The organism is uncultured Pontibacter sp. (genome assembly GCF_947492645.1).
GTDB lineage: Bacteria > Bacteroidota > Bacteroidia > Cytophagales > Hymenobacteraceae > Pontibacter.
This window is the reverse complement of sequence record NZ_CANLMZ010000002.1, coordinates 40,819-66,844: the sequence shown is the minus strand read 5'-3', so window position 1 is coordinate 66,844 and position 26,026 is coordinate 40,819. Positions and strand designations below refer to the sequence as shown.

At 45.5% G+C, this 26,026-nt stretch carries 20 protein-coding genes; 5 read left to right on the top strand and 15 right to left on the bottom strand.

Features of this window, described 5'->3' with window-relative positions; genetic code table 11:
• Nucleotides 1–53: 53 nt before the first annotated feature.
• The 3 genes from Q1A23_RS02435 to Q1A23_RS02425 form a co-directional block, all read right to left on the bottom strand.
• Nucleotides 54–1,616 carry a GNAT family N-acetyltransferase gene (locus Q1A23_RS02435; RefSeq protein WP_299818998.1) on the bottom strand — a complete coding sequence of 521 codons (1,563 nt, stop codon included), beginning with the start codon at nt 1,614–1,616 and terminating at the stop codon, nt 54–56.
• A gap of 62 nt (nt 1,617–1,678) precedes the next feature.
• A complete protein-coding gene (locus Q1A23_RS02430; RefSeq protein WP_299818995.1) occupies nt 1,679–3,292 on the bottom strand; it encodes a GNAT family N-acetyltransferase in 1,614 nt (537 codons plus the stop codon).
• Nucleotides 3,293–3,327: 35 nt separating this feature from the next.
• Nucleotides 3,328–4,755 (bottom strand): GNAT family N-acetyltransferase, encoded by a 1,428-nt coding sequence (locus tag Q1A23_RS02425; protein ID WP_299818992.1) that lies wholly within the window; start codon nt 4,753–4,755, stop codon nt 3,328–3,330.
• 751 nt (nt 4,756–5,506) lie between these two features.
• On the opposite strand from Q1A23_RS02425, the gene dnaK reads away from it, so the two are divergent.
• Nucleotides 5,507–7,441, top strand: a complete 1,935-nt coding sequence (gene dnaK / locus Q1A23_RS02420) for a molecular chaperone DnaK (protein ID WP_299818989.1) — start codon at nt 5,507–5,509, stop codon at nt 7,439–7,441.
• A gap of 109 nt (nt 7,442–7,550) precedes the next feature.
• Here dnaK and Q1A23_RS02415 read toward each other — a convergent pair whose 3' ends face one another.
• The 3 genes from Q1A23_RS02415 to Q1A23_RS02405 all read right to left on the bottom strand — a co-directional run bounded on the left by Q1A23_RS02415 (nt 7,551) and on the right by Q1A23_RS02405 (nt 10,625).
• The gene (locus tag Q1A23_RS02415) at nt 7,551–8,768 is read right to left on the bottom strand and encodes a hypothetical protein (protein WP_299818986.1); all 1,218 of its coding nucleotides are present in this window, start codon (nt 8,766–8,768) and stop codon (nt 7,551–7,553) included.
• A 195-nt stretch (nt 8,769–8,963) separates the two neighbouring features.
• Nucleotides 8,964–9,491, bottom strand: coding sequence for a 5-(carboxyamino)imidazole ribonucleotide mutase (purE, locus tag Q1A23_RS02410; protein ID WP_299818983.1), 528 nt, complete (start codon nt 9,489–9,491; stop codon nt 8,964–8,966).
• Nucleotides 9,492–9,494: 3 nt separating this feature from the next.
• Nucleotides 9,495–10,625: a 5-(carboxyamino)imidazole ribonucleotide synthase gene (locus tag Q1A23_RS02405; protein WP_299818981.1), complete on the bottom strand. Its 1,131-nt coding sequence runs from the start codon at nt 10,623–10,625 to the stop codon at nt 9,495–9,497.
• 148 nt (nt 10,626–10,773) lie between these two features.
• On the opposite strand from Q1A23_RS02405, the gene Q1A23_RS02400 reads away from it, so the two are divergent.
• Nucleotides 10,774–11,397 (top strand): MarC family NAAT transporter, encoded by a 624-nt coding sequence (locus Q1A23_RS02400; RefSeq protein ID WP_299818978.1) that lies wholly within the window; start codon nt 10,774–10,776, stop codon nt 11,395–11,397.
• 202 nt (nt 11,398–11,599) lie between these two features.
• Nucleotides 11,600–12,631, top strand: coding sequence for a uroporphyrinogen decarboxylase (hemE, locus tag Q1A23_RS02395; protein ID WP_299818975.1), 1,032 nt, complete (start codon nt 11,600–11,602; stop codon nt 12,629–12,631).
• Nucleotides 12,632–12,773: 142 nt separating this feature from the next.
• Here hemE and Q1A23_RS02390 read toward each other — a convergent pair whose 3' ends face one another.
• From Q1A23_RS02390 to Q1A23_RS02365, 6 genes are all read right to left on the bottom strand, one after another.
• Nucleotides 12,774–14,573 (bottom strand): potassium transporter TrkG, encoded by a 1,800-nt coding sequence (locus Q1A23_RS02390; RefSeq protein WP_299818973.1) that lies wholly within the window; start codon nt 14,571–14,573, stop codon nt 12,774–12,776.
• A 117-nt stretch (nt 14,574–14,690) separates the two neighbouring features.
• Nucleotides 14,691–16,490, bottom strand: coding sequence for a potassium transporter TrkG (locus Q1A23_RS02385; RefSeq protein WP_299818970.1), 1,800 nt, complete (start codon nt 16,488–16,490; stop codon nt 14,691–14,693).
• The gene (locus tag Q1A23_RS02380) at nt 16,471–17,490 is read right to left on the bottom strand and encodes a bifunctional ADP-heptose synthase (protein ID WP_299818967.1); all 1,020 of its coding nucleotides are present in this window, start codon (nt 17,488–17,490) and stop codon (nt 16,471–16,473) included. The genes Q1A23_RS02385 and Q1A23_RS02380 overlap by 20 nt, the downstream gene beginning before the upstream one ends.
• Complete coding sequence (locus Q1A23_RS02375; RefSeq protein WP_299818965.1) at nt 17,490–18,704, bottom strand: pyridoxal phosphate-dependent aminotransferase; 1,215 nt, start codon at nt 18,702–18,704, stop codon at nt 17,490–17,492. The genes Q1A23_RS02380 and Q1A23_RS02375 overlap by 1 nt, the downstream gene beginning before the upstream one ends.
• A gap of 438 nt (nt 18,705–19,142) precedes the next feature.
• Nucleotides 19,143–19,751, bottom strand: a complete 609-nt coding sequence (gene recR, locus Q1A23_RS02370; protein WP_299818962.1) for a recombination mediator RecR — start codon at nt 19,749–19,751, stop codon at nt 19,143–19,145.
• Nucleotides 19,752–19,764: 13 nt separating this feature from the next.
• Nucleotides 19,765–20,052 carry an ATP-dependent Clp protease adaptor ClpS gene (locus tag Q1A23_RS02365; RefSeq protein ID WP_299818960.1) on the bottom strand — a complete coding sequence of 96 codons (288 nt, stop codon included), beginning with the start codon at nt 20,050–20,052 and terminating at the stop codon, nt 19,765–19,767.
• A 242-nt stretch (nt 20,053–20,294) separates the two neighbouring features.
• Between Q1A23_RS02365 and Q1A23_RS02360 the strand changes: the two genes are divergently transcribed.
• Together Q1A23_RS02360 and Q1A23_RS02355 are read left to right on the top strand one after the other, a co-directional pair.
• Nucleotides 20,295–22,478: a S9 family peptidase gene (locus Q1A23_RS02360; protein WP_299818957.1), complete on the top strand. Its 2,184-nt coding sequence runs from the start codon at nt 20,295–20,297 to the stop codon at nt 22,476–22,478.
• Between the two features lie 274 nt (nt 22,479–22,752).
• The gene (locus Q1A23_RS02355; RefSeq protein WP_299818954.1) at nt 22,753–23,298 is read left to right on the top strand and encodes a hypothetical protein; all 546 of its coding nucleotides are present in this window, start codon (nt 22,753–22,755) and stop codon (nt 23,296–23,298) included.
• Nucleotides 23,299–23,617: 319 nt separating this feature from the next.
• On the opposite strand, the gene Q1A23_RS02350 is transcribed toward Q1A23_RS02355, so the two are convergent.
• The 3 genes from Q1A23_RS02350 to Q1A23_RS02340 form a co-directional block, all read right to left on the bottom strand.
• Nucleotides 23,618–24,379 (bottom strand): DUF6503 family protein, encoded by a 762-nt coding sequence (locus Q1A23_RS02350; protein ID WP_299818952.1) that lies wholly within the window; start codon nt 24,377–24,379, stop codon nt 23,618–23,620.
• A 108-nt stretch (nt 24,380–24,487) separates the two neighbouring features.
• Nucleotides 24,488–25,147 carry a YceI family protein gene (locus Q1A23_RS02345; RefSeq protein WP_299818949.1) on the bottom strand — a complete coding sequence of 220 codons (660 nt, stop codon included), beginning with the start codon at nt 25,145–25,147 and terminating at the stop codon, nt 24,488–24,490.
• A 210-nt stretch (nt 25,148–25,357) separates the two neighbouring features.
• Nucleotides 25,358–26,008, bottom strand: coding sequence for a YceI family protein (locus tag Q1A23_RS02340; protein WP_299818946.1), 651 nt, complete (start codon nt 26,006–26,008; stop codon nt 25,358–25,360).
• Nucleotides 26,009–26,026 lie beyond the last annotated feature (18 nt).

Genomic DNA, 26,026 nt, shown 5'->3' with positions numbered 1-26,026 from the left:
TGATAACTACATTTTGAAGGCGTCAGGTAAACTTGAAGTATTAGTAAAATTTATTAAACATTAATACCACATACCCCTGCTCTCTCAAGTGCACGCCTCAGGCTCGGCTCCCGCACGAGCACCCGCGCCCCCTCTCCGGCATGCTCGGCCACCGCGGCCAGAAAGCCTGCAAGCTCACCCTCCCGGCCTCTGTGGCAGTAGAGCCCCTCCAGCTCCCCGCCCGGCAGCAGCCAGACGCAGCACAGCAGCAGCCCCTCTCGGCTCAGGGTGAGCGGCTCCTGCCCCGCCTGAAGGCGGCGCTCCGCTTGAGCCAGAAAGTCCCACCGCGTCAGCAGCCCGCCCCCTTGCCCAAAGTCCAGCAGGTCGGAGAGGCTACCCCGCCGCAAACCAGATGCAGCGCCCACGGAACCTGAAGGCGGAAGAAGGAAATAACACCCACCGCTTATTTTCCCCCAGATGCCTGTAACCCATACTTTTGGTCCTGCTGCAGAAGCTGCTAAAAACTGCTCTCTCAGCCGATAAAACCTCATCTTTATTTCGCGAAGCTTATAGCCATTTCTCACGAAGCTCGCTTTTGCTAAATTTTGTACTGGGTTGATAACCTTGTTAAGCACACTTGCTTGCAAAGGAGTCGTTATTACTAACTTATATGCATACGTGTGCATGTTTGCAAGTCTTTCTTTATACGACTCACCACCGGGTGTCAGATCAAAAAACACAAAACCAGTATTAACTAAAAATTCAGCCAGCATTATAAATAGTATGTACCCGGTAGAGTAATCTGCATATGCAGGAGCATGCGTGTTTATTCCCACCAGAAGAAACCACTTCTTACCTCTTGTACCGACAACTGAAGCGACAATTTCTTCGTCTAGCTTCAAAACAGTTGCATGTAACACACCTTGTTTGAAGAGGGCCAGAAAGAAGTGCTTCTTCAATAAATCGCTCTTGAATTCAAGAGCGTTATACTTTGCCCCTTTTCTGAAATCATGCTGCACTACCAGAATATCCAAAATATCTGAAAACCTCTGGTAATCTGTAATGTGTTCAAAAGAAACTTCTCCCCTGCCTTTTAGCTTATTTACCTTTTTCCTGAATTCCTTCTTAGCAAATAAAGCTTTCACATTAGACTTACTTAAATCTATAATTGGCCTTCTAACTGTGTGCACAATACAGCGGGAGCGCCACCTCGCTGTAGTTACAACCCAATTTAAAGGGACATTGCCAGGTATGTACATTATAGTTATTCTATGATACGGGAAAGAATCTATTACAAGGCTTAAAGCATTAGGCATAAATTCATCCGAGTCATCATCTGAAAGCCAGGTTTGGTACTCTGCATCTGCGTTACCGGCTCCAACAAGCAAAGCACTCCCTTTTATACTTGAAAGCAGTAGCAATCCAGTTAGGCGCCCACCCTGTACTGCCCGGACCAACACCGGCTCCTGCCGCTCAGAATGAATTTTATACCACGTCGAGGTGAAGGCACGTCCCTGAAAAACGGTACTCCACCTACACCTTTCGTAAAGTCTGTCCCACTCATCCTGAAATCGCACATCTTCTAAGGCCTTGAATACCTGTACGCCTACTAATATCTCCAGGCTTTTAGTTGCCACCTCACTTTCTCGACTAATACAGGATTGAGCCATATTCCCCCTTAAAAAATTTTGCACAAACCTTAACTCTGATAGGCAAGATCAAGTTTATCTGGCCGTACGCTCATCTTTTTCAAGACAGCTAACAATTCCCGATCCCGCAGCAATAAAACAGCGTCGGTACCTGCATGCTGAGTTACACCAGCCAAGAAATTAGCTAAACTACTAAAAGCTTGCTTGTGGCAGTACAGGCCGTTAATTTGGAGGCTGCCTGGCACAAGCCAGGCGCAGCAAAGAAGCCGGCTGCCTGTCCTGAGGGTTAAAGGCTGCTGCCCAGCCTCTAAGCGCGCCTGGCAATCTGATAGAAAGTCCCAGCGTGTTAATAAGCCACCTTGCTGATCAAACCATAAAAGATCATCAAGGCAGTTAACATTAACAGCAACAGCAGATGCGCTTATTTTAGCAAGTGCAAATGTCCTCTCCGACTTAAGCAGTAGCTTAGATAAACCCAATAGATATTCTGCTGGCCCAGCTGCATAAGCTATTCGAAGCCGCTCCCTAAGCTTGTACCAACCAAACCTGATCTCCAGAGGGTTGTAGCCCCGTTGGCGCAGGCCTGCCTTTAACGGCTTTAGGAAAAAACTTTTTAGCTTGTGCTTTGCACGAAGGCCATACCCTCCTACTGTAAGGTTATAGGCGTGGTCATATTTATTGGCAAGTCCATCTTTATAAGTATCGCCACCTGGTGTCAAATCAAACACATCATACCCCTCTTCAGCAAGCATTTTTCCTAACATCAAAAAGGCAAGTATACCAGGTGAGAACTTTGCATGAGAAGCAGAATGAGAGTTTAATCCCTGTAAATGCAGCCAACTGCCACTCATAAAGCTTACATTTGAGGCAATTACGAGGCCATTAAGTTTTAGGACAGTAGCATGCAACAAGCCTTTTTTAAAGTAAACCTTTAGCAGTTCTTTAGATAAGGGGGAGTCTTTAAAGGGGCATTTATTGAACATTGCTCCTTTTCTCAAGTCAAATTGTGTTGTCAGTTCATCCAGCACTTCTGAGAATTGCGCATCGTCTGTGATGCGCACAAAACTCAATTCTCCAATCCGTTTAAGACGGTTAATTTTTTCACGCCTGTTTTTTTTCTTTAGCTCATTGGTAAAATAACTTTCGTCAATTTCCATCAAAGGGCGATCAACCTGCTCCAGCACACACCTCTGCTGCCACCATGCGTCATCTTTTACCCAGGCAACAGGCACCCCAGCAGGTATATAATGAAAAGAAATAACATGGGCAGGAAATTTGAGTTGCACCCGGCGAAGAGCTTCTTTGATAAATTCATTTGTATGATTTTCCAAAGCAAGCCATACATGATACTCGGCATCCCAGGCACCTGCACCTCTAATATTAGAACTGTTATACTCTCTTGTCAAAGATAACAGGCCTACAAGGCATCCGTTTCGCTCTGCTTTAACCAAAATTGGCTCCTGCAGCTCCTTATGAAGCAAAAACCAGGTTTTAACAAAGGTCGGGCTTTGAAAAACAGTACTCCAGGGGCAATTATTATATAGCACATCCCAATCCGCGATAAAATCCTCATCCTGTAACAGGCGGTATACGGCCTCTCCCACTAAAACTTCTGACAGGCTTATTTCTTCTGTTCCCACTTTACGGATGTAAACTTGCTGCATACCTTACCATCTAAAATGTGTCATTTCAAAATTGATCAAACTACCTTGAAACCTGCTCCCTCTAGCATGCGCTGTAACCTTGTATCTTCTGCTGCCACTACTGCATGCGGCCCTACAGAACGAGCTACTGAAACAAGAAAAGGGACTACTACAGCCAAGCCAGAATGATGATAGTATACCCCGGAAATAACTGCTGCACCAGAGGTAGCTGATAACCAGGCACAGCACAGCAGCACCCCGTTTTCACTTAATGAAAAAACCTGCTCCCCTGCTTGTAGGCGTCGCTCTGCTTCTTTAGAGAAATCCCAGCGTGTCAAAGCGCCACCCTTTTGTTTAAAGCACAATAAATCGTCTAAGCAGTTTATCGTAATGTTTTCCAGCTGGTCAGAAAGTTGATGCTGTAAAGTATAACACTTTACCTTAGGCTTAAACAGCGCGGCGTAGAGCAATTGAACACCTCCTGCCCCATTAAGTAACTTTAGCTGCTCCCGCAGCTGCATCCACCGTGCCCGTAACTCGTAAGGCTCTACCCCCAGCTTACGAAGGCGTTGCTTGACAGCGATTAATAATTTCTCTTTAGCTACCGCCTTTACTCTATAATTAGGTCCTCCAATACTTAACTCGTACACCTGGTCATGTGCATTTACCAATCCTTCTTTGTAACTGTGGCCTCCTGTCGTTAGGTCGTATACTTCTACCCCTTCTTCGAAAAGGCGCTGCCCCAGAAGTAAAAAGCTCACAATACCGGGGGAGTATTTCCCGAATGTAGGGTTGTGAGCATTTATTCCTACCCCGAATACCCAATTGCCTTTTCCAATTGTATCAATATTTGCAGCAACAAGTGTCTCATTAACAAGCAGTACAGTTACATAAAGCAAGCCTTGGTCAAATAAGGCTAACTGCAAATCTTTTTTTAGAGGTTCGCTACGAAAAGGCGTGATATTTAGCGTGGCAGCCTTGCGAAAATCAAACTGCCTGTTTAGTTCGTCTAGTACAGACGCAAAATGCTCCCTGTCTATAATTCTTTCGAAACGCATGTTACCTAGCTTCCTAAGCTTGGCAACCTTACTCCTGTAGCTTTTCTTGTTAAATTGAATGATTAAATCCGGAGTCTTAAAATCCATTAGAGGACGGCTGAACGTTCTTAGCACGCAACGCTTTTCTAGCTCCTGATCATGCTCCACCCATGCTAAGGGTGCCTGAGGTGGAATATGCTTAAATAGTAGCTTATACTGTGGGAATTTTGATGTAAGCTCATGCAGCGCCTCTGTTATAAATAAATCGCCGAAGTCATTTTCTGATAACCACACATGATACCCTGCTTCATTTACTCCGGCCCCTGTTATTAACTTACTACCATTTTCTTTAGTAAGTGCTACTAAGCCAGTAAGGCGGCCTTTATGTTCAGCTACTATAAGTATTGGCTCCTGCCGTTCCTTGTATACTCGGTACCAGGTATCCACAAAAGCACGGCTCTGAAATACTGTACCCCAAGAACACCCTGCATACAATTTATCCCAGGCAGATTGAAAGCTGAGATTCTCTAATTGGCTATATACCGCGCTTCCTATAAGCACCCTCACAAAACCTAACGCAGTCGCCTCAACTTGATGGATATCTATTTCCTGAACACTAGCTCCCATACAAAGCACATAAACCTGATTTATAAAGGGTTAATCATGTATTCTGATCAACCTTTTGAAGTTTTGATATACGTGATATTATAAATAAAGTCAAGATATATTATAGATTAATACAAAAATCGTTTACAGTATATCCTTCGATACTTAGCTGCAATACTCCTTTGTAAAACATAGCTTATAACTTACATTATAATTATACTTTAAAAGCTGAATATGCTGTATTCCTTACTATCTGCTACCTCTTCGGATTTGTAAGCCTGAATGCCGAAAGCTTTAGAAGTATAAGCACTTGGTAAAGTATAGCCTGTGCACCTGGCTTTACAAGAACACTCCAGTACCTCCCTGAAATAACTTACATGATTTACTATAAGTAAACCTTAGGGTGCTGGCTTGCAAAAATGGCGGACTGCCTGCATGAGTTGGATTTAAATAGCAGACAAAAAAGAAAGTATGAACTGGCGTTGTGACAGAATGACATAAAAATCAGGGCAAATTCCTCTTGGCACAAGGGTTGTTAGATTACTGGAAACAGGAAAAAAATTAAATAGGAACTATATAATAAAACTATAGAATGGGAAAAATAATAGGTATTGACTTAGGTACAACCAACTCTTGCGTTTCCGTAATGGAAGGTAACGAACCAGTGGTTATACCAAACAGCGAAGGCCGCAGAACTACTCCGTCCATCGTTGCTTTCTTGGATAACGGTAACGGCGAGCGTAAAGTAGGTGATCCGGCTAAGCGCCAGGCGATCACAAATCCACAGAACACTATTGCTTCTATCAAGCGCTTCATGGGCCACAGCTACAACGAAGTAAGCGAAGAGGCAAAGCAGGTGTCTTATACCGTGGTACAAGGCAACAACAACACTATACGTGTTAAGATTGGCGACAGAGACTACACGCCACAAGAGATCTCAGCCATGGTACTTCAGAAAATGAAGGCTACTGCAGAAGATTACTTGGGCACAACAGTAACTGAGGCGGTTATTACTGTACCGGCTTACTTTAACGATGCACAGCGTCAGGCTACGAAAGAGGCCGGCCAGATTGCAGGCCTCGAAGTAAAGCGTATCATTAACGAGCCTACAGCAGCAGCGCTTGCTTATGGTTTAGATAAAAAACACAAAGATCAGAAGATCGCGGTGTTCGACCTTGGCGGTGGTACATTTGATATCTCTATACTTGAGCTTGGCGACGGTGTATTTGAGGTACTTTCTACAAACGGTGATACGCACCTGGGTGGTGACGACTTTGACGCTAAGATCATTAACTGGCTGGCTGACGAGTTTAAGAACGACGAAGGTTTAGACCTGCGTAAAGACCCAATGGCATTGCAGCGTCTGAAAGAAGCTGCTGAAAAGGCAAAGATTGAGCTTTCATCATCTAACGAAACAGAGATTAACCTGCCATACATTATGCCGGTTGATGGTGTTCCAAAGCACTTGGTACGTAAACTGACTCGCTCTAAGTTTGAGCAGCTGACAGATGATCTGATCCGCCGTTCTATGGAGCCTTGCAAGAAAGCGCTTCAGGATGCAGGCCTTTCTACTTCAGACATCGACGAGGTGATTTTGGTAGGTGGTTCTACGCGTATCCCGAGAGTGCAGGAAGAAGTGGAGAAGTTCTTCGGCAAGAAGCCATCTAAAGGTGTTAACCCGGATGAGGTAGTTGCAGTAGGTGCTGCTATCCAGGGTGGTGTATTGACAGGTGAAGTTAAAGACGTACTTCTACTTGACGTAACACCGCTTTCACTTGGTATCGAGACGATGGGTGGTGTGATGACGAAGTTGATCGAGTCAAACACAACTATCCCTACTAAAAAGTCTGAGACATTCTCTACAGCTTCTGATAACCAGCCGTCTGTAGAAATTCACGTACTACAGGGTGAGCGCCCAATGGCGAAGGACAACCGTACGATCGGTCGCTTCCACTTGTCAGATATTCCGCCAGCTCCACGCGGTGTTCCTCAGATTGAGGTAACATTCGACATCGACGCCAACGGTATCCTGCACGTAACAGCACGCGATAAGGCTACAGGCAAAGAGCAGAAGATCCGTATTGAGGCTTCTTCTGGCTTAAGCGAGCAGGAAATTGAGAAAATGCGCCAGGAAGCAGAAGCCAATGCTGAGGCTGATAAGAAGGCGAAGGAAGAAATTGAGAAGCTAAACGCAGCCGACTCTATGATCTTCCAGACTGAAAAGCAGCTGAAAGAGTATGGCGACAAGCTATCTGCAGGTAATAAGTCTAACATCGAGAATGCTTTGGCTGAATTAAAGACAGCGCACGGCTCTAAAGACGTGGCCGGTATTGATAAAGCGATCGAGAACCTGAACAATGCGTGGAGTGCCGCCTCTCAGGAGATGTACGCTGCCACACAAGGTCAGGGGGCTGATGCAGGTGCAGCTGGTGCTACTGGTGGTAATGGCCAGCAAGGTGGCCAGCAGCAAGCTGATGACAGCGGTGTAACCGATGTTGACTACGAAGAAGTAGACGGCAACAAATAAGCTGAAGATTAAAGTTTAAAGTATATTAAAAATCCCCTGCTGGTTTCGGCAGGGGATTTTTTTGTTTTAAGCAGATCGCTAGTATGGGTACTCTCCTCAGAGAATTAAACTACTGTATCTTTTTCCATTGAAAAGACTCTACCTTAGGCTCCTGCATTTTCTCAAGTCTTAATGCATCACTCAAGTCATGCCACCCCTCATAGGCCTTATTAGGCCTGTTTTCCCATTCCCTTAATTTCTTATTAACATAGTACATAGAGTATGTTGTTCGTTGTTTAACGGGTTTATATAGCTGGGTTGCAGGAACCCAAGGTCCAAGTTTCCCGAGGACTTCAATCAATATCTTTTCTACTCCAATATCGCTTTCTTCTTTAAAGTCACTCAACCTCCCGGCTGCGTCAACATGAAAAGATATCTTGATTAAACCGTGATCTGATAAGTTCCGGCGTATTTTATCCAGCTCTTTATATATCTCACTTCTTAGCTGAACTTCTCCAAGTGGATAAAACGGCGGTAAATCATTTGTCGGATTTGCATCACATTCTGCTACTTCCAACATTTCAGCATCTATTATCCTGAGGGGCTGATTAAGAGACAGTAAGTTTACGGTATTGTATTGTTGGCCTTGATCATACCCTTTGATAAATTGGCCTTTGTTATACACCTGCTTAAGGCCCATAGGCTCTGAATACTTGAAGAATTTCCACATACCCTGCAGCAACCCATTCTTAATTTTTCCTCTCCAACTATAAGTTAATTCGTTTGTATAAGAGTTGATTTCATAATGATGGATAATTCCTCTGCCGTTACCGTTCTCTACTAGCAAGCTACCATCCTTATCCCATACGGTATTAACATACACCCTGCCTTTCTCAATTTCTAAAGTATACATCGGTTTACCGTCCGGGAAAAAGTACTCCCAGGTTCCCAACATTTCGTTGTTCTTATAACTACCTTTTTGCCAGACATTACCGTTAAGATAACGGATAACCAAAGTACTGTCCAAGTACCCATCTTTATAAAACCCTGCCGCTATCACAGTTCCGTCCGCTCTCTTATCTATAAACGGGCCATTAAAGATTTTTTCTTCCTGATCAAAATTAACCTCTCTTGTTATGGAGGTACAGGAGGAGTTTGTCAGCCTATAGTCAAACGTAAAGTGTAACTTGTATTTGTCTCCTTCCATTGGCTCAGCATAAGCTGCGGGTATATGTTGAGGAGCATTAGAACTGTATGCAACCTGTTGCGCGAATGCTGTAAAAGCACCACAAGAAAGAGTAAGAAGAAGGAATAAAAGTTTAGCAGGTAAGTAAAAACATGTTTTCATAGGCTAGAAGTTATATTGATATATTTCCATAGATGAAGCAAAAAATATACCATATACTTAATAGATAGTATATTCAACTAAAAATCAAATTAAGATTAACTATAAGCACTAAAAACTTAATAGCACCTCTTTAAAGTATAAACCCACAGGCTAAATTTCAACCTGTGGGCTTATACTTTAAAGGGGTGATTATACTTAATCCAGGTCCCTGTCTCCTCGCTTCAGCTCCTCTACAGAGCGCATCACTTTATCTTTCAAACCGGTTTTATACTTCTCCAGCTTATCAGCCACAGCAGCATTTGTTGTACCAATAATCTGAGCAGCAAGTATACCAGCATTCAGGGCGCCATCTAAGGCAACAGTAGCCACAGGTACGCCACCCGGCATCTGAAGTATAGACAGCACAGAATCCCAGCCATCAATAGAGTTGCTTGATTTTACCGGCACGCCTATAACAGGAAGTGTTGTGATGGAGGCAACCATGCCTGGTAAGTGTGCAGCGCCTCCTGCTCCGGCAATGATTACTTTTAAACCTCTTTTGCGTGCATTCTCAGCATACTCGAACATGCGGTGTGGTGTGCGGTGAGCCGATACGATCGTAAGTTCGTAAGGCACTCCCAGCGTCTCCAGTATTTCGGCTGCTGCGTCCATTACCTTAAGGTCGGACTGGCTGCCCATGATAATGCCAACTAAAGGCTGTGTATGTGTTGTTGCTTCGGCCATGGTTTATGCTTTAACTTTGATTACGTCTTTTACCTGATCAGCACGTTGCTGCGCCTCTTCTAAATCTTTACCCAGTATAGTAATATGCCCCATTTTGCGGGCAGGTCGGGTATACTTTTTACCATATAAGTGGATGTTTACGCCAGGCACTGCCAGCGCCTCCTGCAGCCCCTCATACGCTGCCTCCCCGTCGTAACCGGGTTCGCCCAGCAGGTTTAGCATCACGGCTGCACTTTGTATATCTGTTGAGCCCAGCGGTAGGTTAAGTATGGCACGCAGGTGCTGCTCGTACTGCGAAGTATAATTTGCCTTGATAGTATGGTGCCCGGAGTTGTGCGGGCGCGGCGCTACCTCGTTTACGAGTATCTGCCCGTCTTTAGTAAGGAACATCTCCACGGCAAGTATGCCCACCATGTTAAAGCTCTCAATTACACGAGTGGCAATCTCGATGGCCAGGCGCTGTAGTTTGTAAGGTACATTGGCAGGCGCGAAAAGCGAATCTACGAGGTTATGCTCTGGGTGAAAACTTAACTCCACCACCGGGAAAGCTGTTACCTCGCCGCTCTCGTTACGCGCAACAATCACCGAAATCTCTTTCTCAAAGTCCACCAGTTTCTCGAGCACCGACGGCTCTTCAAAGGCTTTTGCTGTATCCGCTGCTCCTGTTAGTCTGGTTACCCCGCGGCCATCGTAGCCTTCGCGGCGCAACTTCTGGAAAGCAGGCAGAAAATTAAGATTTTGCTCCAGCTCGGCTTTATCTTTTAGAAGTATAAAATCTGATGTTGGAATGTTGTGCTTTTGGAAAAACTCTTTTTGCAGTCCTTTATCTTGGATGGTGCGAACGGTTTGGGAATCAGGGTATACTTTTACACCTTCCTGTTCCAGTTTCTCCAGCGCATCTGCGTTTACGTGCTCAATCTCAATTGTAAGTATGTCACAATTTTTGCCGAACTCATATACTGTGTCAAAGTCGCGGAAACTGCCTACAAAAAACTCGTTGCAAATATGCTTGCAGGGAGCGTTTTCGTCTGGGTCCAGAACTAAGGTATAGAGGTTAAAATCGAGCCCGGCCTGCATCAGCATGCGTCCTAGCTGCCCGCCACCAAGTATGCCAAGCTTTACTTCTCCTTTCATAGGTAATTAAATTTGGGGTGATCGTTTCTCAAAAATAAGGATTATACTTTATTTGACCTCCTTAATACTGGCTTAACAAGTAAAGCTTTGTTTTGCATCGATTAACATATATATTTAAGGCTATACTTTTCTCAAGCACCATATTTACATGGAAATTATACTTGCCACTTTTTCTGCTTTATTTTCTGTTGTTAACCCTTTTGGGGCTATGCCTGTTTTTCTTACCCTTACCCAGGACGATACACCTGCCAGCCGTAACCAGCAGGCACTAAAAGCCTGTTTATACATGGTGGGCATCCTGGCAATATTTTTCCTGGCGGGGCAGTACGTGCTCAATTTTTTCGGTATTCGCATACACGACCTGCGCATTGCCGGCGGCCTGATGATTATGCGTGCCGGCTTTGACCTACTTACTCCAGGGGGCAGCAAAAAGAAAATTTCACCGGATGTGGTGGAAGAAGGCCAGCAAAAAGAAGACATCTCGTTCACGCCACTAGCCATGCCAATGCTTTCGGGCCCGGGCGCCATTGCCATAAGTATAGGCTTGTTTACTACCTCGCTTTCTTACTTGGATATGGCAATGATACTGGTAGGCATTATTTTACTGGCTATTGTAAGTTACATCATACTTCGCTTTTCGCACCAGCTAACACGCTATATGGGAAAATCCGGCTTAGCTGCACTTTCACGCATCATGGGCTTTATCGTACTGTCTATAGGTGTAAACTTTATTGTTTCTGCCCTCTCTGCCCTGTTTTTTACTGAGAGATAGTTTTTAAGCGCATTTTCGGAGTCTCCCTGCTGGCACATGCTGCCTTGCTTACCTGTCAGGTTCGATTTAAATTAAAACAATAACAACTACTTGCCTAAAAGAGTAAAAAGCTAGTATTAGCTTACTTTTACTTTAGAACCATGCACGATTGATGATAACAATCACCATCTGACAATCGGCAATTTTAACGTATCTTTGCGCCATGCAACTGAAAAATGATCTGCTTATAAGAGCTGCCAAAGGAGAGGCCGTAGAACGCACTCCTGTTTGGCTTATGCGCCAAGCCGGGCGTATTTTACCTGAATATAGAGCTGTACGCAATAGTCTGAGTGGCTTTAAAGAACTGGTGGAAACACCAGAACTTGCCGCTGAGGTAACCATACAACCAGTAGACATACTTGACGTGGACGCTGCCATCATCTTCTCCGATATTCTGGTAGTGCCAGAGGCAATGGGCTGCACCTACGAAATGATCGAGAAACGTGGGCCATTGTTTCCTCAGACAATCCGCACCGAAGAAGACCTGAAGCGCCTGCGCGTTGCCGACCCACACGAGCACCTGAATTACGTACTAGAGGCGATCAAAGTAACAAAAAGGGCCTTAAACGGACGTGTTCCGCTTATTGGTTTTGCTGGCGCACCCTGGACTATACTTGCTTATATGGTAGAGGGCAGCGGCTCCAAAACGTTTTCGCATGCGCGTGGCATGCTTTACACCAACCCACGCCTGGCCCACCAGATGTTGCGCATGATAACCGATACCACTATTGCTTACTTAAAAGCACAGGTAGAGGCAGGCGCTAACTTAATTCAGATATTCGATTCGTGGGCAGGCATACTTTCGCCGGCACATTACCGCGAATTTGCGCTGCCTTATATTACTGAGATATGCGATGCCATAAATGAGGTGCCTGTTACAGTATTTGCCAAAGGTGCTTTTTTTGCGCTGGAAGATTTCAGTAAACTAAACTGCGAAACCATTGGCCTGGACTGGAATATGGAGGTTAGCAAGGCTCGCCAGCAGGTTGGCCCAAACAAAACGCTGCAAGGCAACATGGACCCATGCCTGCTGTACAGTTCTTTTGAGACAATAGAGCGCGAAACAAAAAATATGCTGAAGGAGTTTGGCCCTGGCCGCCACATCGCCAACCTTGGCCACGGTGTTTACCCGGACACAGATCCTGAAAAAGTGAAGTGCTTTGTGCAAACCGTTAAAGAATACGGAAGCAATTAGCGCATATTAAATAGTTTGAGGTTTGGAGCTACAAAACCGGCCAGACTAAACCATAGAACAATTACATAGTACCTTAAACAGAATGGCCTGCTCTAATGCAGGCCGTTCTGTTTACAAGGCTTTTAGACTTTTGAATGCTGTTCTACCCTACAGCCAGGTGCGTGTCCGGATACCTGTGGTTAGTAGACGTTGCCCTGGTACTGAGCGCAAGGGCAAGCGTTAGGGTACCCACCCTGCCAATGTACATCGATAGAATAAGCACAATTTTACCGGCATCTGAGAAACCAGCTGTAATGCCTGTGCTTAAACCAACTGTTGCAAACGCCGACACCTGCTCGAAGGCCAGGCGCATTATATCATACTGTGCATCAGTAATAGACAGTACAAAGATGAAAAGTATGTTTAAGACCGCCGCAAACGTAAATATGGTAAAGGCTTTATAAGAAATATAGTGCGGAATAGTGCGGTGCCCTATCTCCAGGTTACGCTTGTTACGAATGGTTGCCAGCACCGAGATAAGTATAACTACAAAGGTTGTCGTTTTGATACCACCGCCTGTAGAGCCCGGCGAAGCTCCAATAAACATCAGGAAGATAAACATCAATAAAGTTGGTACATTAAGCGCTGAGATATCTACTGAGTTAAAGCCGGCCGTTCTTGTTGTAACCGATTGGAAGAAAGATGTAACAACTGCCTCCGCAAAATTCAGTTCGGAGAGTGTGTTATAGTACTCAAGCAAAAAGAAGCCTACAGTACCCAAAAAAATTAACGCAGCCGAAGTATAAATAGTGATGCGCGAAAGCATTTTCCAGTTTTTCCAAGGGGTGTTCAGGCGCTCCCGCATCGATGCCGGTGACAGCACATCCAGGATAGTAGGAAAACCAATGCCTCCTAGTATAATAAGCATGGCAATGGTAAGGTGCATGACATAGGCAAAACGTACCGGCTCGGTATACAGCCCTTCCGGATAAAGCGAAAAACCCGCATTGCAAAAAGCCGATACGGCATGAAAGATAGAGTAGAAGATCTTACTCCCCAGGTTCTGAAACTCGGCTGACGGCCCCCAGGTAGCAAAAACGATGACCGCGCCTATCGCTTCTATAGAAAAAGTAAGGAAAATCAGCTTCCTAAGTAATCCTTTTGTAGAGTAAAGCGACTCACTTTCCAGGAGTTCGTGCATGGCAACGTGTTGCTTAACGCCTACCCCCTGTCGCATTAGTGAGGCAAAAAAGGTAGCAAACGTAAGTATGCCCAGGCCTCCCATTTGTATCAGCATCAGCAGAATAACCTGGCCTGCAAAAGTAAAATATGTGCCGGGATCTACTACAGCCAAACCTGTTACACAAGAAGCGCTGGTGGCCATAAAAAGCGCATCGATAAAGCGCATGCCTTCCGGCGCATTTGTCATTTTAGGAAGCATGAGCAGGCCTGTACCTACCAGAACCAGGAATATAAAACTTAACAGAAAGGTAACAGAGGGCTTTAACTGGACTGCTTTGTGGTGCACTTTTGTCTCCAATAGCTCTACCAACAGCAGCACCAACATGTAAAGCGATATCGAAACCCGGTAAATCTCTACAGAAAGCGGTATTCCTATACCTTCGAAAATGTTGTATATAACCGGAAAACCAAGCATGTAAGTGCACACCTGGTTTATAAGTATGACAAACATGAGAAAGCCCTCAAACCACGTGCGCCTCAAAAACTTACTACGCTCAAAGGCATAAAGTATCCGCAGGAGGTAAATGATCACAAACACGGCAAGTATACCATCAATGGCATAGTAGAGCATTTGCAGCCTTACCGGGCTTTCTACTACGCCATGCGCATATATAAGCAAACCAACTGCCAGCACAGACAAGGTATAAGTTGTACGGCGCATGAGGGTATAGGCAATTAATTTACTGCCATATAGTACCCGGTTTAGCGTCTCGGTATTCATGCTTAAATGCTAGCTTCTTAAAGTATAGTGCTTGTTACGATCTGTATAATCTGCAAATATAATATCCTGCGCGCAGCAAAGGCTTAAACTTTCGGATATTATAAATCGGGCTAAACATCAGCCTACAGCCAGGTGGGCAGACGGGTATTTGTAAGCCGTAGTGTATGCGCGTGAACTTAAGGCAACGGCTAGTGTAAGGGTTCCTACCCTGCCAATGTACATCGACAAGATAATAGTAAGCTTGCCCATATCAGATAAACCCGCTGTGATACCGGTGCTTAAACCAACAGTACCAAACGCCGAAACCTGCTCAAAAGCCAATCTTACGAAATCGAACTGTGAGTCCGTAATCGCAAGTATAAATATGAAGCACAGGTTTATGATAGCCGCAAAAGTGAAGACAGCAAATGCTTTGTAAGACACCCAATGCGGAATGGTGCGGTGGCCTATCTCCATGTTGCGCTTGTTGCGGATTGTTGCCCACACAGAAATAACAATTACTGTGAATGTGGTGGTTTTGATGCCGCCCCCCATAGACCCCGGAGAAGCCCCTATAAACATCAGAAACATAAACAAGAGCAGCGTAGGTACTGACAGCGCCGACATATCTACTGTGTTAAAGCCTGATGAGCGCGTTGTAACTGACTGAAACAAAGAAGTAACCAGCGCCTCCGCGAAATTAAGATGAGACAAGGAATTGTAATACTCAAGCAAAAAGAACACAATTGTACCAAAGGCTATCAGCGCAGCCGAAGTATAAATGGTAACCCGGGAGAGCAGCTTCCAGTTTTTCCAGGGTGCGTTTAGGCGACGGCGCATGGATGTTGGTGAGAAAACATCCACTATAGTAGGGAAACCGATGCCTCCTAATAAAATAAGCCCAATCATGATCAGGTGCAACACATAGGAACTCCTGATCGATTCGGTGTAGAGCCCTTCTGGGTATAGCGAGAAACCTGCGTTCGTAAAACCTGTTATCGCATGAAAAACAGAATAAAAAAGCTTGTGGCTTAAACTCTCAAACTGCACCTCGTTGCCCCAGGACATAAACACCAGCACCACCGCTACTGCTTCAATTGTTAGGGTAAGCGTTATTAGTTTGCGCAGCAGCCCCTTGGTCGAAAACAACGATTCGCTGTCCATTATTTCGTGCAAGGCGATGTGGTGTTTTATGCTCATCCCCTGCCGCATCAGCGAGGCAAAGAACGTAGCAAAAGTCAGTACACCCAAGCCCCCTAACTGCACCAGTATCAACAGCACCACCTGCCCCGAAAATGTAAAGTACGTGCCAGGGTCTACTACGGCAAGCCCTGTAATGCATGATGCGCTGGTGGCCATAAAAAGCGCATCGATAAAGCGCATGCCATCCGGTGCGTTCGTTATTTTGGGCAGCATAAACAAGGCGGTGCCAATCGCGATAAGTATAAGAAAGCTAAGTATAAAAGAGATGGATGGCTTTAGCTGCAATGTTTTTAAATGCACCTTGGTCTCCAGCAACTCCACAATCAGCAGCACCAGCATGTACGTAGACACAAGCACACGGTAAAACTCCACAGAAAGCGGGATGCCTATACTTTCAAAAATGTGGTATACAACCGGAAAATCGAGCAAATAAGTGCCTATCTGGTTTACCAGTATAAGCGACATCAGTATAGCTTCGAACCAGGTGCGCCTTATAAACTTAATCCGCTCAAAAGTATAAAGTATGCGGATAAAGTAGATGATAACAAATACAGAGAAGATGGCATCTATGGCATAGTAGAGCATGTGCAGCCTAACCGGGCTTTCTACTACACCATGCGCCAGAATTAAAAGCACAACAGCCAGCACCGACAACACGTAGGCTGTGCGGCGCATAAAGGCATAAGCTTTTAGCTTGCTGCCGTATAGTATCCTGTTAAGCGTTTCGGTATTCATGCTTTTCGAAAAGCCTGAAGTGTTTCGCCTCTTCGAGCAAACGTTGTTTATCTACAGGCACTACGCCTACCTGCTCGCACACCAGACCACCTCCTAAATTGCTTAAGCCTGCCAGAAACTGTGGCGCTGTGCCCAAGGCCATACACAAGGCTGCTATACTTATCACCGTATCCCCTGCCCCTGATACATCTGAAATAGATCTGCGGTGCGCCTCAATGTATGTCTTGTCGTCGCCGTTGGCTATAAATACGCCTCTTTCCGATAGCGTTACCAACACCTGCTGCAACTGCAGTTCGTTTTGCAGAGCGGCCACCGCATCTTCAAAAGCCGGAAGGTTTTCATCAGCGAAATCGACTTTAAGGCCTTCGCGCAACTCTTTCAGGTTTGGTTTAAACAACGTGCTACCCACATAACTCAGGAAGTTTTTCTTTTTAGGATCTACCACGCTTGGTATGTTTTGCTCATTAGCCAGTTTGATAAACTGCTGAATGTTCTCTTTAGAAAAAACGCCTTTGTCGTAGTCTTCAAAAATAACCACATCAGCTTTCTCCAGCAGCTGCACAAAACGCTCTTCCAGGTGGCGCTCTTCGTGCTCGACCAGGTTGTGCTCAATTTCTGAGTCTACGCGCAATAACTGTTGCCCTCCGGCAATAATGCGGTGCTTGATAGTGGTAACCCGCTCCGGGCTCTGCACAATACCTTCCGTCGACAGGCCTTTCTCCTCCATCAGGCGCAGGTAATCCATACCATCCTGATCGTCGCCGATAACAGAGCAAAGAAGCGGCGTTGCTCCTAATGCCTGCACGTTTAAGGCTACGTTAGCGGCACCACCCAATCTTTTCTCGCGTTTAACCACGTTCACGATCGGCACCGGTGCTTCCGGCGAAATGCGAGTGGATTTACCCCACAGGTAGGAGTCGATCATCACATCACCCACAATCAAAACGGTAAGCTTATCGAAAGCAGCAAACAGTTCTTCTATACTATTGATTTGATCCATTACTGTAGTTTAGCCAGGCTGTTTTTGATGCGGCGAAGTGCCTCTACCAGTTTCTCGTCGGAGGTGGCGTAAGAGAATCGTATACATTGCGGAGCGCCGAAAGCCTCACCGCTTACCACGGCCACATGCGCATCTGTAAGTATAAACATGCTTAAATCTAGTGCCGAGTTTATTACTGTACCGTTATAGCTCTTGCCAAAGTACGCGCTTATCTCCGGGAAGATGTAAAAAGCGCCAGCAGGTACATAGGTCTGGAAGCCTGGGATATCCTGCATCAGGTCCAGCACCAGGCTACGGCGGCGGCGGTACGCCTCCGTCATCTCCAACGACGATGCGTTGCCACCTTTAAGGGCAGCGGCAGCGGCTTTCTGGGCAATGGAGCAGGTACCGGATGTTATCTGGCTCTGCATTTTATCGCAGGCTGCGGCAATATCTTTGTGTGCAGCCAAATAACCAACGCGCCATCCCGTCATGGCATATCCTTTCGAGAATCCGTTGATGGTGATCACTCTATCACGAATCGATTCGATACTGGCCATACTAGCGTGCTTGCCCTCAAAGTTGATGTACTCGTAGATCTCATCAGCTATTACATAAATGTTGGGATGCTTTTCCAGCACCTTTGCAATAGCCTGCAGTTCTTCTTCGCTGAAAACGGCACCCGTTGGGTTACACGGCGAAGAGTACATGATCAGCTTTGTGTTAGAGGTGATAGCTTGCTCCAGCTGCTCTGCCGTTACTTTGTAGTCGTTTTCCAGGCGGCCCATTAAGGGCACCGTAGTTCCCTCTGCCAGTTTCACGATCTCCTCGTAAGAAACCCAGTATGGCGAGAAAATGATGACCTCATCACCGGGATTAGTTAAGCACAGCACCGCATTGGCTATACTTTGCTTTGCACCTGTAGATACCACAATGTTCTCCGGAGCAAAGTCCAGGTTGTTGTCGCGCTTAAATTTTTTAACTATTTCCTGGCGCAGCTCCGGGTAACCGGCAACTGGTGTGTAAAAAGTAAATCCTTCGTCAATGGCTTGCTTTGCAGCATCTTTTATGTATTGTGGCGTCTGAAAGTCAGGTTCGCCAAAGCTTAAGTTTATCACATCGTGCCCCTGCGCGGCCAGTTCACGGGCTTTTTTAGCCATGGCAATTGTCTGCGATTCTGACAAAGCAGAGATTCTATCTGAAAGTATGGCTTTCGCCTCTTCAAGTTCGTGCATAAGTAATTGTAATTAAGCCGGCAATTTACTCATAAAGCCACAGACTTTCCAGAAAAACAGCTGAAGGTTTATTTTGTGGTAGGAAGTGCAGTTGATAGCTCATGTACGTGTGTTTTCGAAACCTGGTCCAACCACCGCTGCCCCTCCTTGGCTAAGGTGGGGAGTTCATGCTTTACTCCTGCATAGGTTGATATTCTATAGCTGGTGCCTAACCTCCCTTCTACCAAGATCTTTTCAGGATAACAAAGGAGGAGAACAGTTGCTATTGTGATGAAAGATAAAGCAGTAAGTAAAAACTCCCCTCCTTGGACTAATGAGAACGCGAGTTCGAAACTAGCGAGCGTAGCTCTGAGGGGCAGGGGTGGTTGGACCTAACGCTGAAAAACAAAAAAGCCCCAGCTTTACAGCAAGGGCTTTCTCAACGCTATCGTTTATACTTTATACTTTGCCATAGACAGTTCGCTCCACTATACTTCGGCCAAGCGTAATCTCGTCGGTATACTCCAGCTCTCCTCCTACAGGCACGCCTCGGGCAATGGTGGTAATGCGTACGTTATGGTCGCGCAATTTACGGGTGAGGTAAAATGCGGTAGTGTCGCCTTCCATAGTTGGGCTGATAGCCAGCAACAGCTCTTTTACCTCTGAGTTTGGCAGGCGCTCCAACAGCGAATCTATGTGCAGGTCCGAAGGTCCAATACCCTCGATAGGCGAAATAACGCCACCCAGCACATGGTACAAGCCTTTATACTGCGATGTATTCTCGATGGCGATCACATCACGTATATCACTCACCACACAAAGCAGGCTCTTATCGCGCAGCGGGTTAGAGCAGATGCTGCATATTTCGGTGTCAGAGATATTATGGCATTCTTTGCAATGCTTTACCTCTGTGCGCATCTTTACCAGGGCCTCCGCCAGCGAAAAGCTTTCTTCAGATTCTTCTTTTAACAAGTGCAGCGCCAGGCGCAGCGCCGTTTTTCTTCCAATGCCGGGTAGCTTTGCCAGCTCCTCCACGGCATTTTCTATCAACTTCGACGGAAAATTCATTTAACCTCCTAAACTATTCTATGTCCGCCGAAAGGTCTTTCTGATGCAACGAAGTACACATACCTTTTAGCTCCTCAAAAGAGCCTACTTTAACGGTGCACTTGCCCTTGTAATGAATCAATAAGGTGCATTGCTCTGCCTGCTCTGCTGTATGGCCGCATACTTTGATAAGCGTCTCTATCACGTGGTCAAACGTGTTCACATCATCATTGTATACTACCAGGTTGCGCAGGTCGGTTGTTTCCTCGAGCAAGGCAACCTCAAAATCTTCTTTATGTAAAATATCTGTCTCCCAATTCATAGTACAAAATTACGAAATGCAAAGCACTAAACGAAGCAATAGCCTAAGTATAAACTGTTTCAACGGGTAGTGCCCATACCCAAAAAAGGTATAGATTTTAACAATTCTGGATGGGGTATGATTCCTTTCTTCTGATATAATTCCGGTTACTAACAACATGCATAAGAGGCGCAGTTTTTGCTCAGTAAGTTTATTCGTGCTTTCTTGCATGTTGATTAAACCAACTATCACAATCGAGCTAAATGACATTATCTAAGCAATTTAAGGGTGTTGCATTTATACTTGCGTTTGTGGCTGCTTCGCTGCAGTTGCAGGCCCAGAACAAAATGCTGACCATGGAAGACGCTATTATCAACCCGGCGCTTCAGCCTGAGAACCTGCGCCAGCTAAACTGGGTGGCCGGCTCTGAGGATTATACTTTTATCAAGCAAAACAACGGCGAGCAAGTACTGGTGCGTGGCAATGCCGGTACAGGCAAACAGAGTGAGGCGCTTACGCTAAACAAACTGAGCAGCGCTTTAGAGGCGGCTGGCGCTAAAAAATTAACCGGTTTCCCGGCAATACAGTGGGCTGATGCCAACACCATGGTACTGAACACGCAAAACGCTGTTTACCATTACAACCTGAAAACAGGTAAGGCAACGGCTGTAGCAAAGTATACTTCAGAGGCTGAGAACGCCGAACTGGACCCAACCAACCAGCGCGTGGCTTATACCAAAGGCAATAACCTGTTTGTTTCTGCCCCGGGTGCGCCAGATGTAGTCGTTACCAACGAGGAAAACAAAGGCATTGTGAACGGACAGGCAGCACATCGCTCTGAGTTCGGCATCACGAAAGGTACGTTCTGGTCGCCTAACGGCAAGCAGCTGGCCTTTTACCGCATGGACCAAAGTATGGTTACAGACTATCCGCTGGTAGATGTGGCTCCGTTGCCTGCACAATTAAATGCTATTAAATACCCAATGGCTGGCGGCAAAAGCCACCACGTAACCATAGGCGTTTATAACCTGGATACGAAGGCAACTACCTTCTTGAAAACCGGTGAGCCCGCCGAGCAGTACCTGACCAACCTTACCTGGAGCCCTGACGGCAGGCACATTTACATTGCCGTGGTTAACCGCGACCAGAACCACATGAAGCTGAACCAATACGAGGTGGCTACAGGCAACTTTGTAAAAACATTACTGGAAGAAAAGCACGACAAGTATGTGGAGCCGGAGCACGGTTTATACTTTGTGCCGGGCAAAGCCAACCAGTTTGTACGTGTAAGCGAGCGCACCGGCTTCGACCATTTATACTTGTACGACACAAACGGCAAAGAAATCCGAACGCTAACCAAGGGTAACTGGATGGTAACCGATGTTCTGGGCTTTAACAAAAAAGGCGACGAGCTATACTATACTTCTACTGCAGAAAGCCCTTTGGAGCGCCACATTTACAGCGTAAACCTGAACAACGGCAAAAGCAAGCGCATCTCTACTGAAAAAGGTACACACAATGCCAGCCTTAGCCCTTCTGGCAAGTATATCATCGATAACTTCAGCAGTCAGGCAACACCACGCAGAATTGCTATACTTAACAATAACGGCAAAGTAGCGCAAACGCTACTAACTGCTAAAGACCCACTTACAGCATATAATCTGGGCGAGACAAGCATAGTTACCATTAAGGCAGAGGATGGGACTGACCTTTACGGCCGCATCATCACCCCTCCGAACATGGACAAGAGCAAAAAGTACCCGGTGGTGGTGTATGTATACGGTGGCCCCCATGTGCAGCTGGTAACAAACAACTGGCTGAGCGGCGCTAACCTTTGGATGCACCTGATGGCGCAGAAAGGCTATGTAGTGTTTACCCTGGATTCACGTGGATCAGCTAACCGAGGTTTATCATTTGAGCAGGCGATGTTCCGCCAGATGGGTACCCCGGAAGTTGCTGACCAACTGAAAGGTGTGGAATACCTTAAATCTTTGCCTTATGTAGATGCCAACCGCATGGGCGTGCACGGCTGGAGCTATGGTGGTTTTATGACGACTTCGCTTATGACGCGTACTCCGGATGTATTTAAGGTTGGTGTAGCCGGCGGCCCGGTTATTGACTGGAGCTACTACGAAGTAATGTACACAGAGCGCTACATGGACTCTCCGGAGCAAAACCCGGAAGGATACGAGAAAGCGAATCTGCTAAACTATGTGCAGGACCTGAATGGTAAACTGCTGATGATACATGGTACTGTAGACGACGTAGTAGTATGGCAACACAGCCTGCAGTACCTGAAAACGGCTGTAGACAAAGGTATCCTACTTGATTATTTTGTTTACCCGGGCCACCCGCACAACGTTAGAGGCAAAGATCGTGTGCACCTGATGCGCAAGGTAACGCAGTACCTCGACGAGAATCTGAAAGTTACCGAATCAAGTCTTTAAAGTATACTTTTGTAAGAAGCTGCACCACCAACGTGCAGCTTCTTATACTTTTAGCCTCTGTTAACGTAGGCTGTAACCTGACAAAGAATTCGTTGACAATTAGAAAATAGACTTTGTGACAATAGACTAAAGACTTAAAAAGTATCATAAGTTTATCGAGCTATAAATTTAAAGATGAAGTCTTGCTACTTGATACGTGCTACGAGATACGGAAAGTCTTTTGTTAAGCAGTCCTGTGTCATAAAGTCAAAGTATAAAACAATAGCAAACCACCATGCCTGCACCATCTGCATCTTTCAAAAAAGCTATCAAACAACTTAGCGATAAGGATAAGGAAGCACTCTTATTAAAGGCCGTGCGCCGCGATGCCGAGCTATATGACATGTTTTCCTACGAACTGGGCGAACTGACGCTGGAAGAACTGCAGGAGCAAAGCCAGGACACAATACATGATCTGTTTCTGAATGCCACCGGCCGCAGCTTGCCCAAAGCCCTGGCAAAGGCGTTACGTAAAGCAGCAAAAGAGATTGCCCGTTTCAAGCGCATCACCAAAGACAAAAAAGGCGAAGTAGAACTGCACTTGTATACCTTAGACATCATTTTCAGGAACTACACCGGCCAGTTCGACAGCTACTATAAGGTATTTTATACTTCAACGGCCCGTTTGCTGCTCAAAACCATTCAGCTCATCCGCAAAAACCTGCACGAAGATTACCACCTGGAGTATAAAGACACGATAGACGATTACCTGCTGCAGATCCGTGAGCGCAACAAACCTTTGCCGGTAGAGCTGCCAAGGGAGCTTGAGACTGGTGATTAAGGGGATTTTAATGATTTAGCATGATTTCTTACCCTTAAATGTATTGTATACCGCCATTTTGAGTGTAGCGGTAACTGGTGGTAAAGCAAAGCAGTAGTTTTCAACTGCTTTGCTTTGAAAAACATGGGGCTGGGATGGTTTGGCTATATTTTATACTTTGTCTACTGTAGATAAACATGCCAATCTTCTAAGTGAAAAATTTATCTCAGAAAGTATACTTTTCTGCTTGCGCAGAAAGCCAGTTACATACTAGCCTCCTACACATCCTCAAGTTACGCTGCCGCTAAACTTGCGGCATGGTTATACTTATACAAAATTGTTACAGCTCCGACACCTGCACCTCATCTAGTATAATATCAGATACTTTTTCGAGGTTTCCAGCCTCAAAGGCTTTATCATAATTCTCCAGCGCAAAATTCTCCTTGGCTGTGTAGTTAATATAATCCTGGATACGTACGCCGCCTACCTCGCGCTGATTTACGGCTTCTCTAAACCTGGAGCCCCTGCCATCCTCTTCCTGGTAGCTGTAGGCCAGGTAATCCATGGTGTGCGTTTGCTTGTGAAACCAGTATACATAAATATCCTCATGGTCTTCGCCGCCGCCTTCTTGGGCAAAAGTAACCTTAATTTTATGATAGGGCTCTCCTTTTACGGTTGCCTCGCCGATATACTCTTTCTGCACCGCAGCATCGTTCAGGAAGTATGGCAGCAGCGCAAAGTATACTACTCCGTTAACTGATGCAGTATAAGCCTGCTGTCGTTCCTGTGGCAGCTCAACCTCCACATCATCGGCAGTACGTTTAAAGCCGCTGTTGCTTAACACATCATGTATGCGCTGCCCTGTGGTGTCGTTGGTAAAGGTGCGGCTGTATACAAAGGCACCCTCATCGCGCAGCACACGAAAACGGGTGTCACGAAATTTAAAGGTAACTATAGCTTTATCGAGGTGCTGGCCACCATGTGCTGCAATAGCCTGGTCTACCAGTTGCTGTGCATCCGGTGTATCTTTTTTGCTACAGGCGCTGACTATAAGTAAAGCAAGTATAAACCCGGATAAAAGTATAGCTCGTAAATTTTTCATCGCATTGATTGGCTGTAGTAGCCAAAGGTAAAAAGCAATGGCTAATTTAAAACAAAAAAGCCGCTCCCGAAAATACATCCGGAGCGGCTTTTCCTGAAAATAATTTAATTACTTCGTCGCTGTGATGTCAAGGCTCAGCCTGAACTCATCAGAGATAGCCTTATCCCCTAACTCCCCGAAGAAAGTCTCAGAGCCAAAACGCACGTCAAATTTTGAGCGGTCTACGGTCACATCGGCTTTTGCTTTCACCGTATTGTTATCTACAGTGACCAGCGCCGGGAAATCGATCTGCTCAGTTTTATCTTTTATAGTTAAATTACCCTGCACAGTATAGTTTGGCTGGTCTGCAGCTGCATTGGCTATCGGAGAAACTCCTGTTATTTCAAACGTCGCTGTAGGATATGTCTCAACACCAAAAAAGTCATCCGATTTTAAGTGGCCTACTAACTTGTCATTCTGCTCCTGGTCGGTTAAATCTTTATTAGCGATGGTTTTCATATCCATCACTATTGTACCGCCGGTTAACTGGTTATCAGCAACGGTAAGCTGGCCACTTTGCAGTTTTATCTCGCCTTCATGCTTACCCAGCACTTTTTCGCCGTACCAAGCTACAGAACTCTGGTCCTGCGCTATTTCGTACACTTCGCCCTCACCAGTTGCTGCTTCTGTTGTTACCTCGGTGCTTTGTGCTGTTTCTGTAGTCTCGCCACCGCAAGCCGTAAAAAATACCGCTGCCATCAAGCTGGCATAAAATGCTGTTTTTCTCATTGTTTCTGGGTCTAATTTAGAATTAATTAAATGTACGTACATTTAATTTTAAAACAAAGTGATTTAACTAAAACCTTCTTATAAATAGTTGTAAAGCAAAATAATACGATCAGAGTACTGTTAAAGATACTCTAAAAAGAAAACCGCTCCAACCCTGTTGCCAGCGTGGAGCGGAAATCAAAACAAACTATCTTTTATAAGATTGCTCGATTACTGCTTTGCAGTTACATCAAGTGTTATCACGAAATCATCATAAATAGCTTTGTCGCCAAGGCTATCGAAGAAGCTTGTTGATGCATAACGCACGTCATACTTAGCGCGGTTAACAGTTACGTCGCCTTTAGCAGATGCTACTCCGTTTTTAACAGAGATTGTTGCCGGGAAACTAACCTGGTTTGTGATGCCCTTGATAGTAAGGTCACCAGTTACGGTTTGGTTTGGCTGGCCAGCTGCAGCTTTCGCGATAGGCTTAATACTTGTGATCTTGAAAGTTGCTGTTGGGTGTTTATCAACGCTAAAGAAATCGTCATTCTTCAGGTGGCCTACCAGCTTCTTGTTGTACTCTTCGTCTTTGATGTCAGAGCAAGTAATAGAGTTCATGTCGATTACAAACGTACCGCCAGTTACTTTAGAACCATCAACCAGCATCTGGCCGCTTTTAAGAGCAATATTGCCCATGTGCTCGCCAGTTACTTTCTTAGCATGCCATTTTAAGTCACTTTTTGTTACATCTACTTTAAAAGCGCGTGCTTTAGCAGGTGCAGTTACCTCTGTTGTAGCAGTTGTATTAGGTGTGTTACCAGCAGTAGCCGTAAACATTACAGCAGATGCCAAAGAGGCAAGAATTACTAACTTTTTCATTTTATTTTTATTGATCCT

Coding starts and splice junctions, on each gene's coding strand:
- Q1A23_RS02430 (WP_299818995.1), bottom strand. CDS start 3,292: ATGCAGCAAGTTTACATCCGTAAAGTGGGAACAGAAGAAATAAGCCTG.
- dnaK (WP_299818989.1), top strand. CDS start 5,507: ATGGGAAAAATAATAGGTATTGACTTAGGTACAACCAACTCTTGCGTT.
- Q1A23_RS02415 (WP_299818986.1), bottom strand. CDS start 8,768: ATGAAAACATGTTTTTACTTACCTGCTAAACTTTTATTCCTTCTTCTT.
- purE (WP_299818983.1), bottom strand. CDS start 9,491: ATGGCCGAAGCAACAACACATACACAGCCTTTAGTTGGCATTATCATG.
- Q1A23_RS02405 (WP_299818981.1), bottom strand. CDS start 10,625: ATGAAAGGAGAAGTAAAGCTTGGCATACTTGGTGGCGGGCAGCTAGGA.
- Q1A23_RS02400 (WP_299818978.1), top strand. CDS start 10,774: ATGGAAATTATACTTGCCACTTTTTCTGCTTTATTTTCTGTTGTTAAC.
- hemE (WP_299818975.1), top strand. CDS start 11,600: ATGCAACTGAAAAATGATCTGCTTATAAGAGCTGCCAAAGGAGAGGCC.
- Q1A23_RS02390 (WP_299818973.1), bottom strand. CDS start 14,573: ATGAATACCGAGACGCTAAACCGGGTACTATATGGCAGTAAATTAATT.
- Q1A23_RS02385 (WP_299818970.1), bottom strand. CDS start 16,490: ATGAATACCGAAACGCTTAACAGGATACTATACGGCAGCAAGCTAAAA.
- Q1A23_RS02380 (WP_299818967.1), bottom strand. CDS start 17,490: ATGGATCAAATCAATAGTATAGAAGAACTGTTTGCTGCTTTCGATAAG.
- Q1A23_RS02375 (WP_299818965.1), bottom strand. CDS start 18,704: ATGCACGAACTTGAAGAGGCGAAAGCCATACTTTCAGATAGAATCTCT.
- recR (WP_299818962.1), bottom strand. CDS start 19,751: ATGAATTTTCCGTCGAAGTTGATAGAAAATGCCGTGGAGGAGCTGGCA.
- Q1A23_RS02365 (WP_299818960.1), bottom strand. CDS start 20,052: ATGAATTGGGAGACAGATATTTTACATAAAGAAGATTTTGAGGTTGCC.
- Q1A23_RS02360 (WP_299818957.1), top strand. CDS start 20,295: ATGACATTATCTAAGCAATTTAAGGGTGTTGCATTTATACTTGCGTTT.
- Q1A23_RS02355 (WP_299818954.1), top strand. CDS start 22,753: ATGCCTGCACCATCTGCATCTTTCAAAAAAGCTATCAAACAACTTAGC.
- Q1A23_RS02350 (WP_299818952.1), bottom strand. CDS start 24,379: ATGAAAAATTTACGAGCTATACTTTTATCCGGGTTTATACTTGCTTTA.
- Q1A23_RS02345 (WP_299818949.1), bottom strand. CDS start 25,147: ATGAGAAAAACAGCATTTTATGCCAGCTTGATGGCAGCGGTATTTTTT.
- Q1A23_RS02340 (WP_299818946.1), bottom strand. CDS start 26,008: ATGAAAAAGTTAGTAATTCTTGCCTCTTTGGCATCTGCTGTAATGTTT.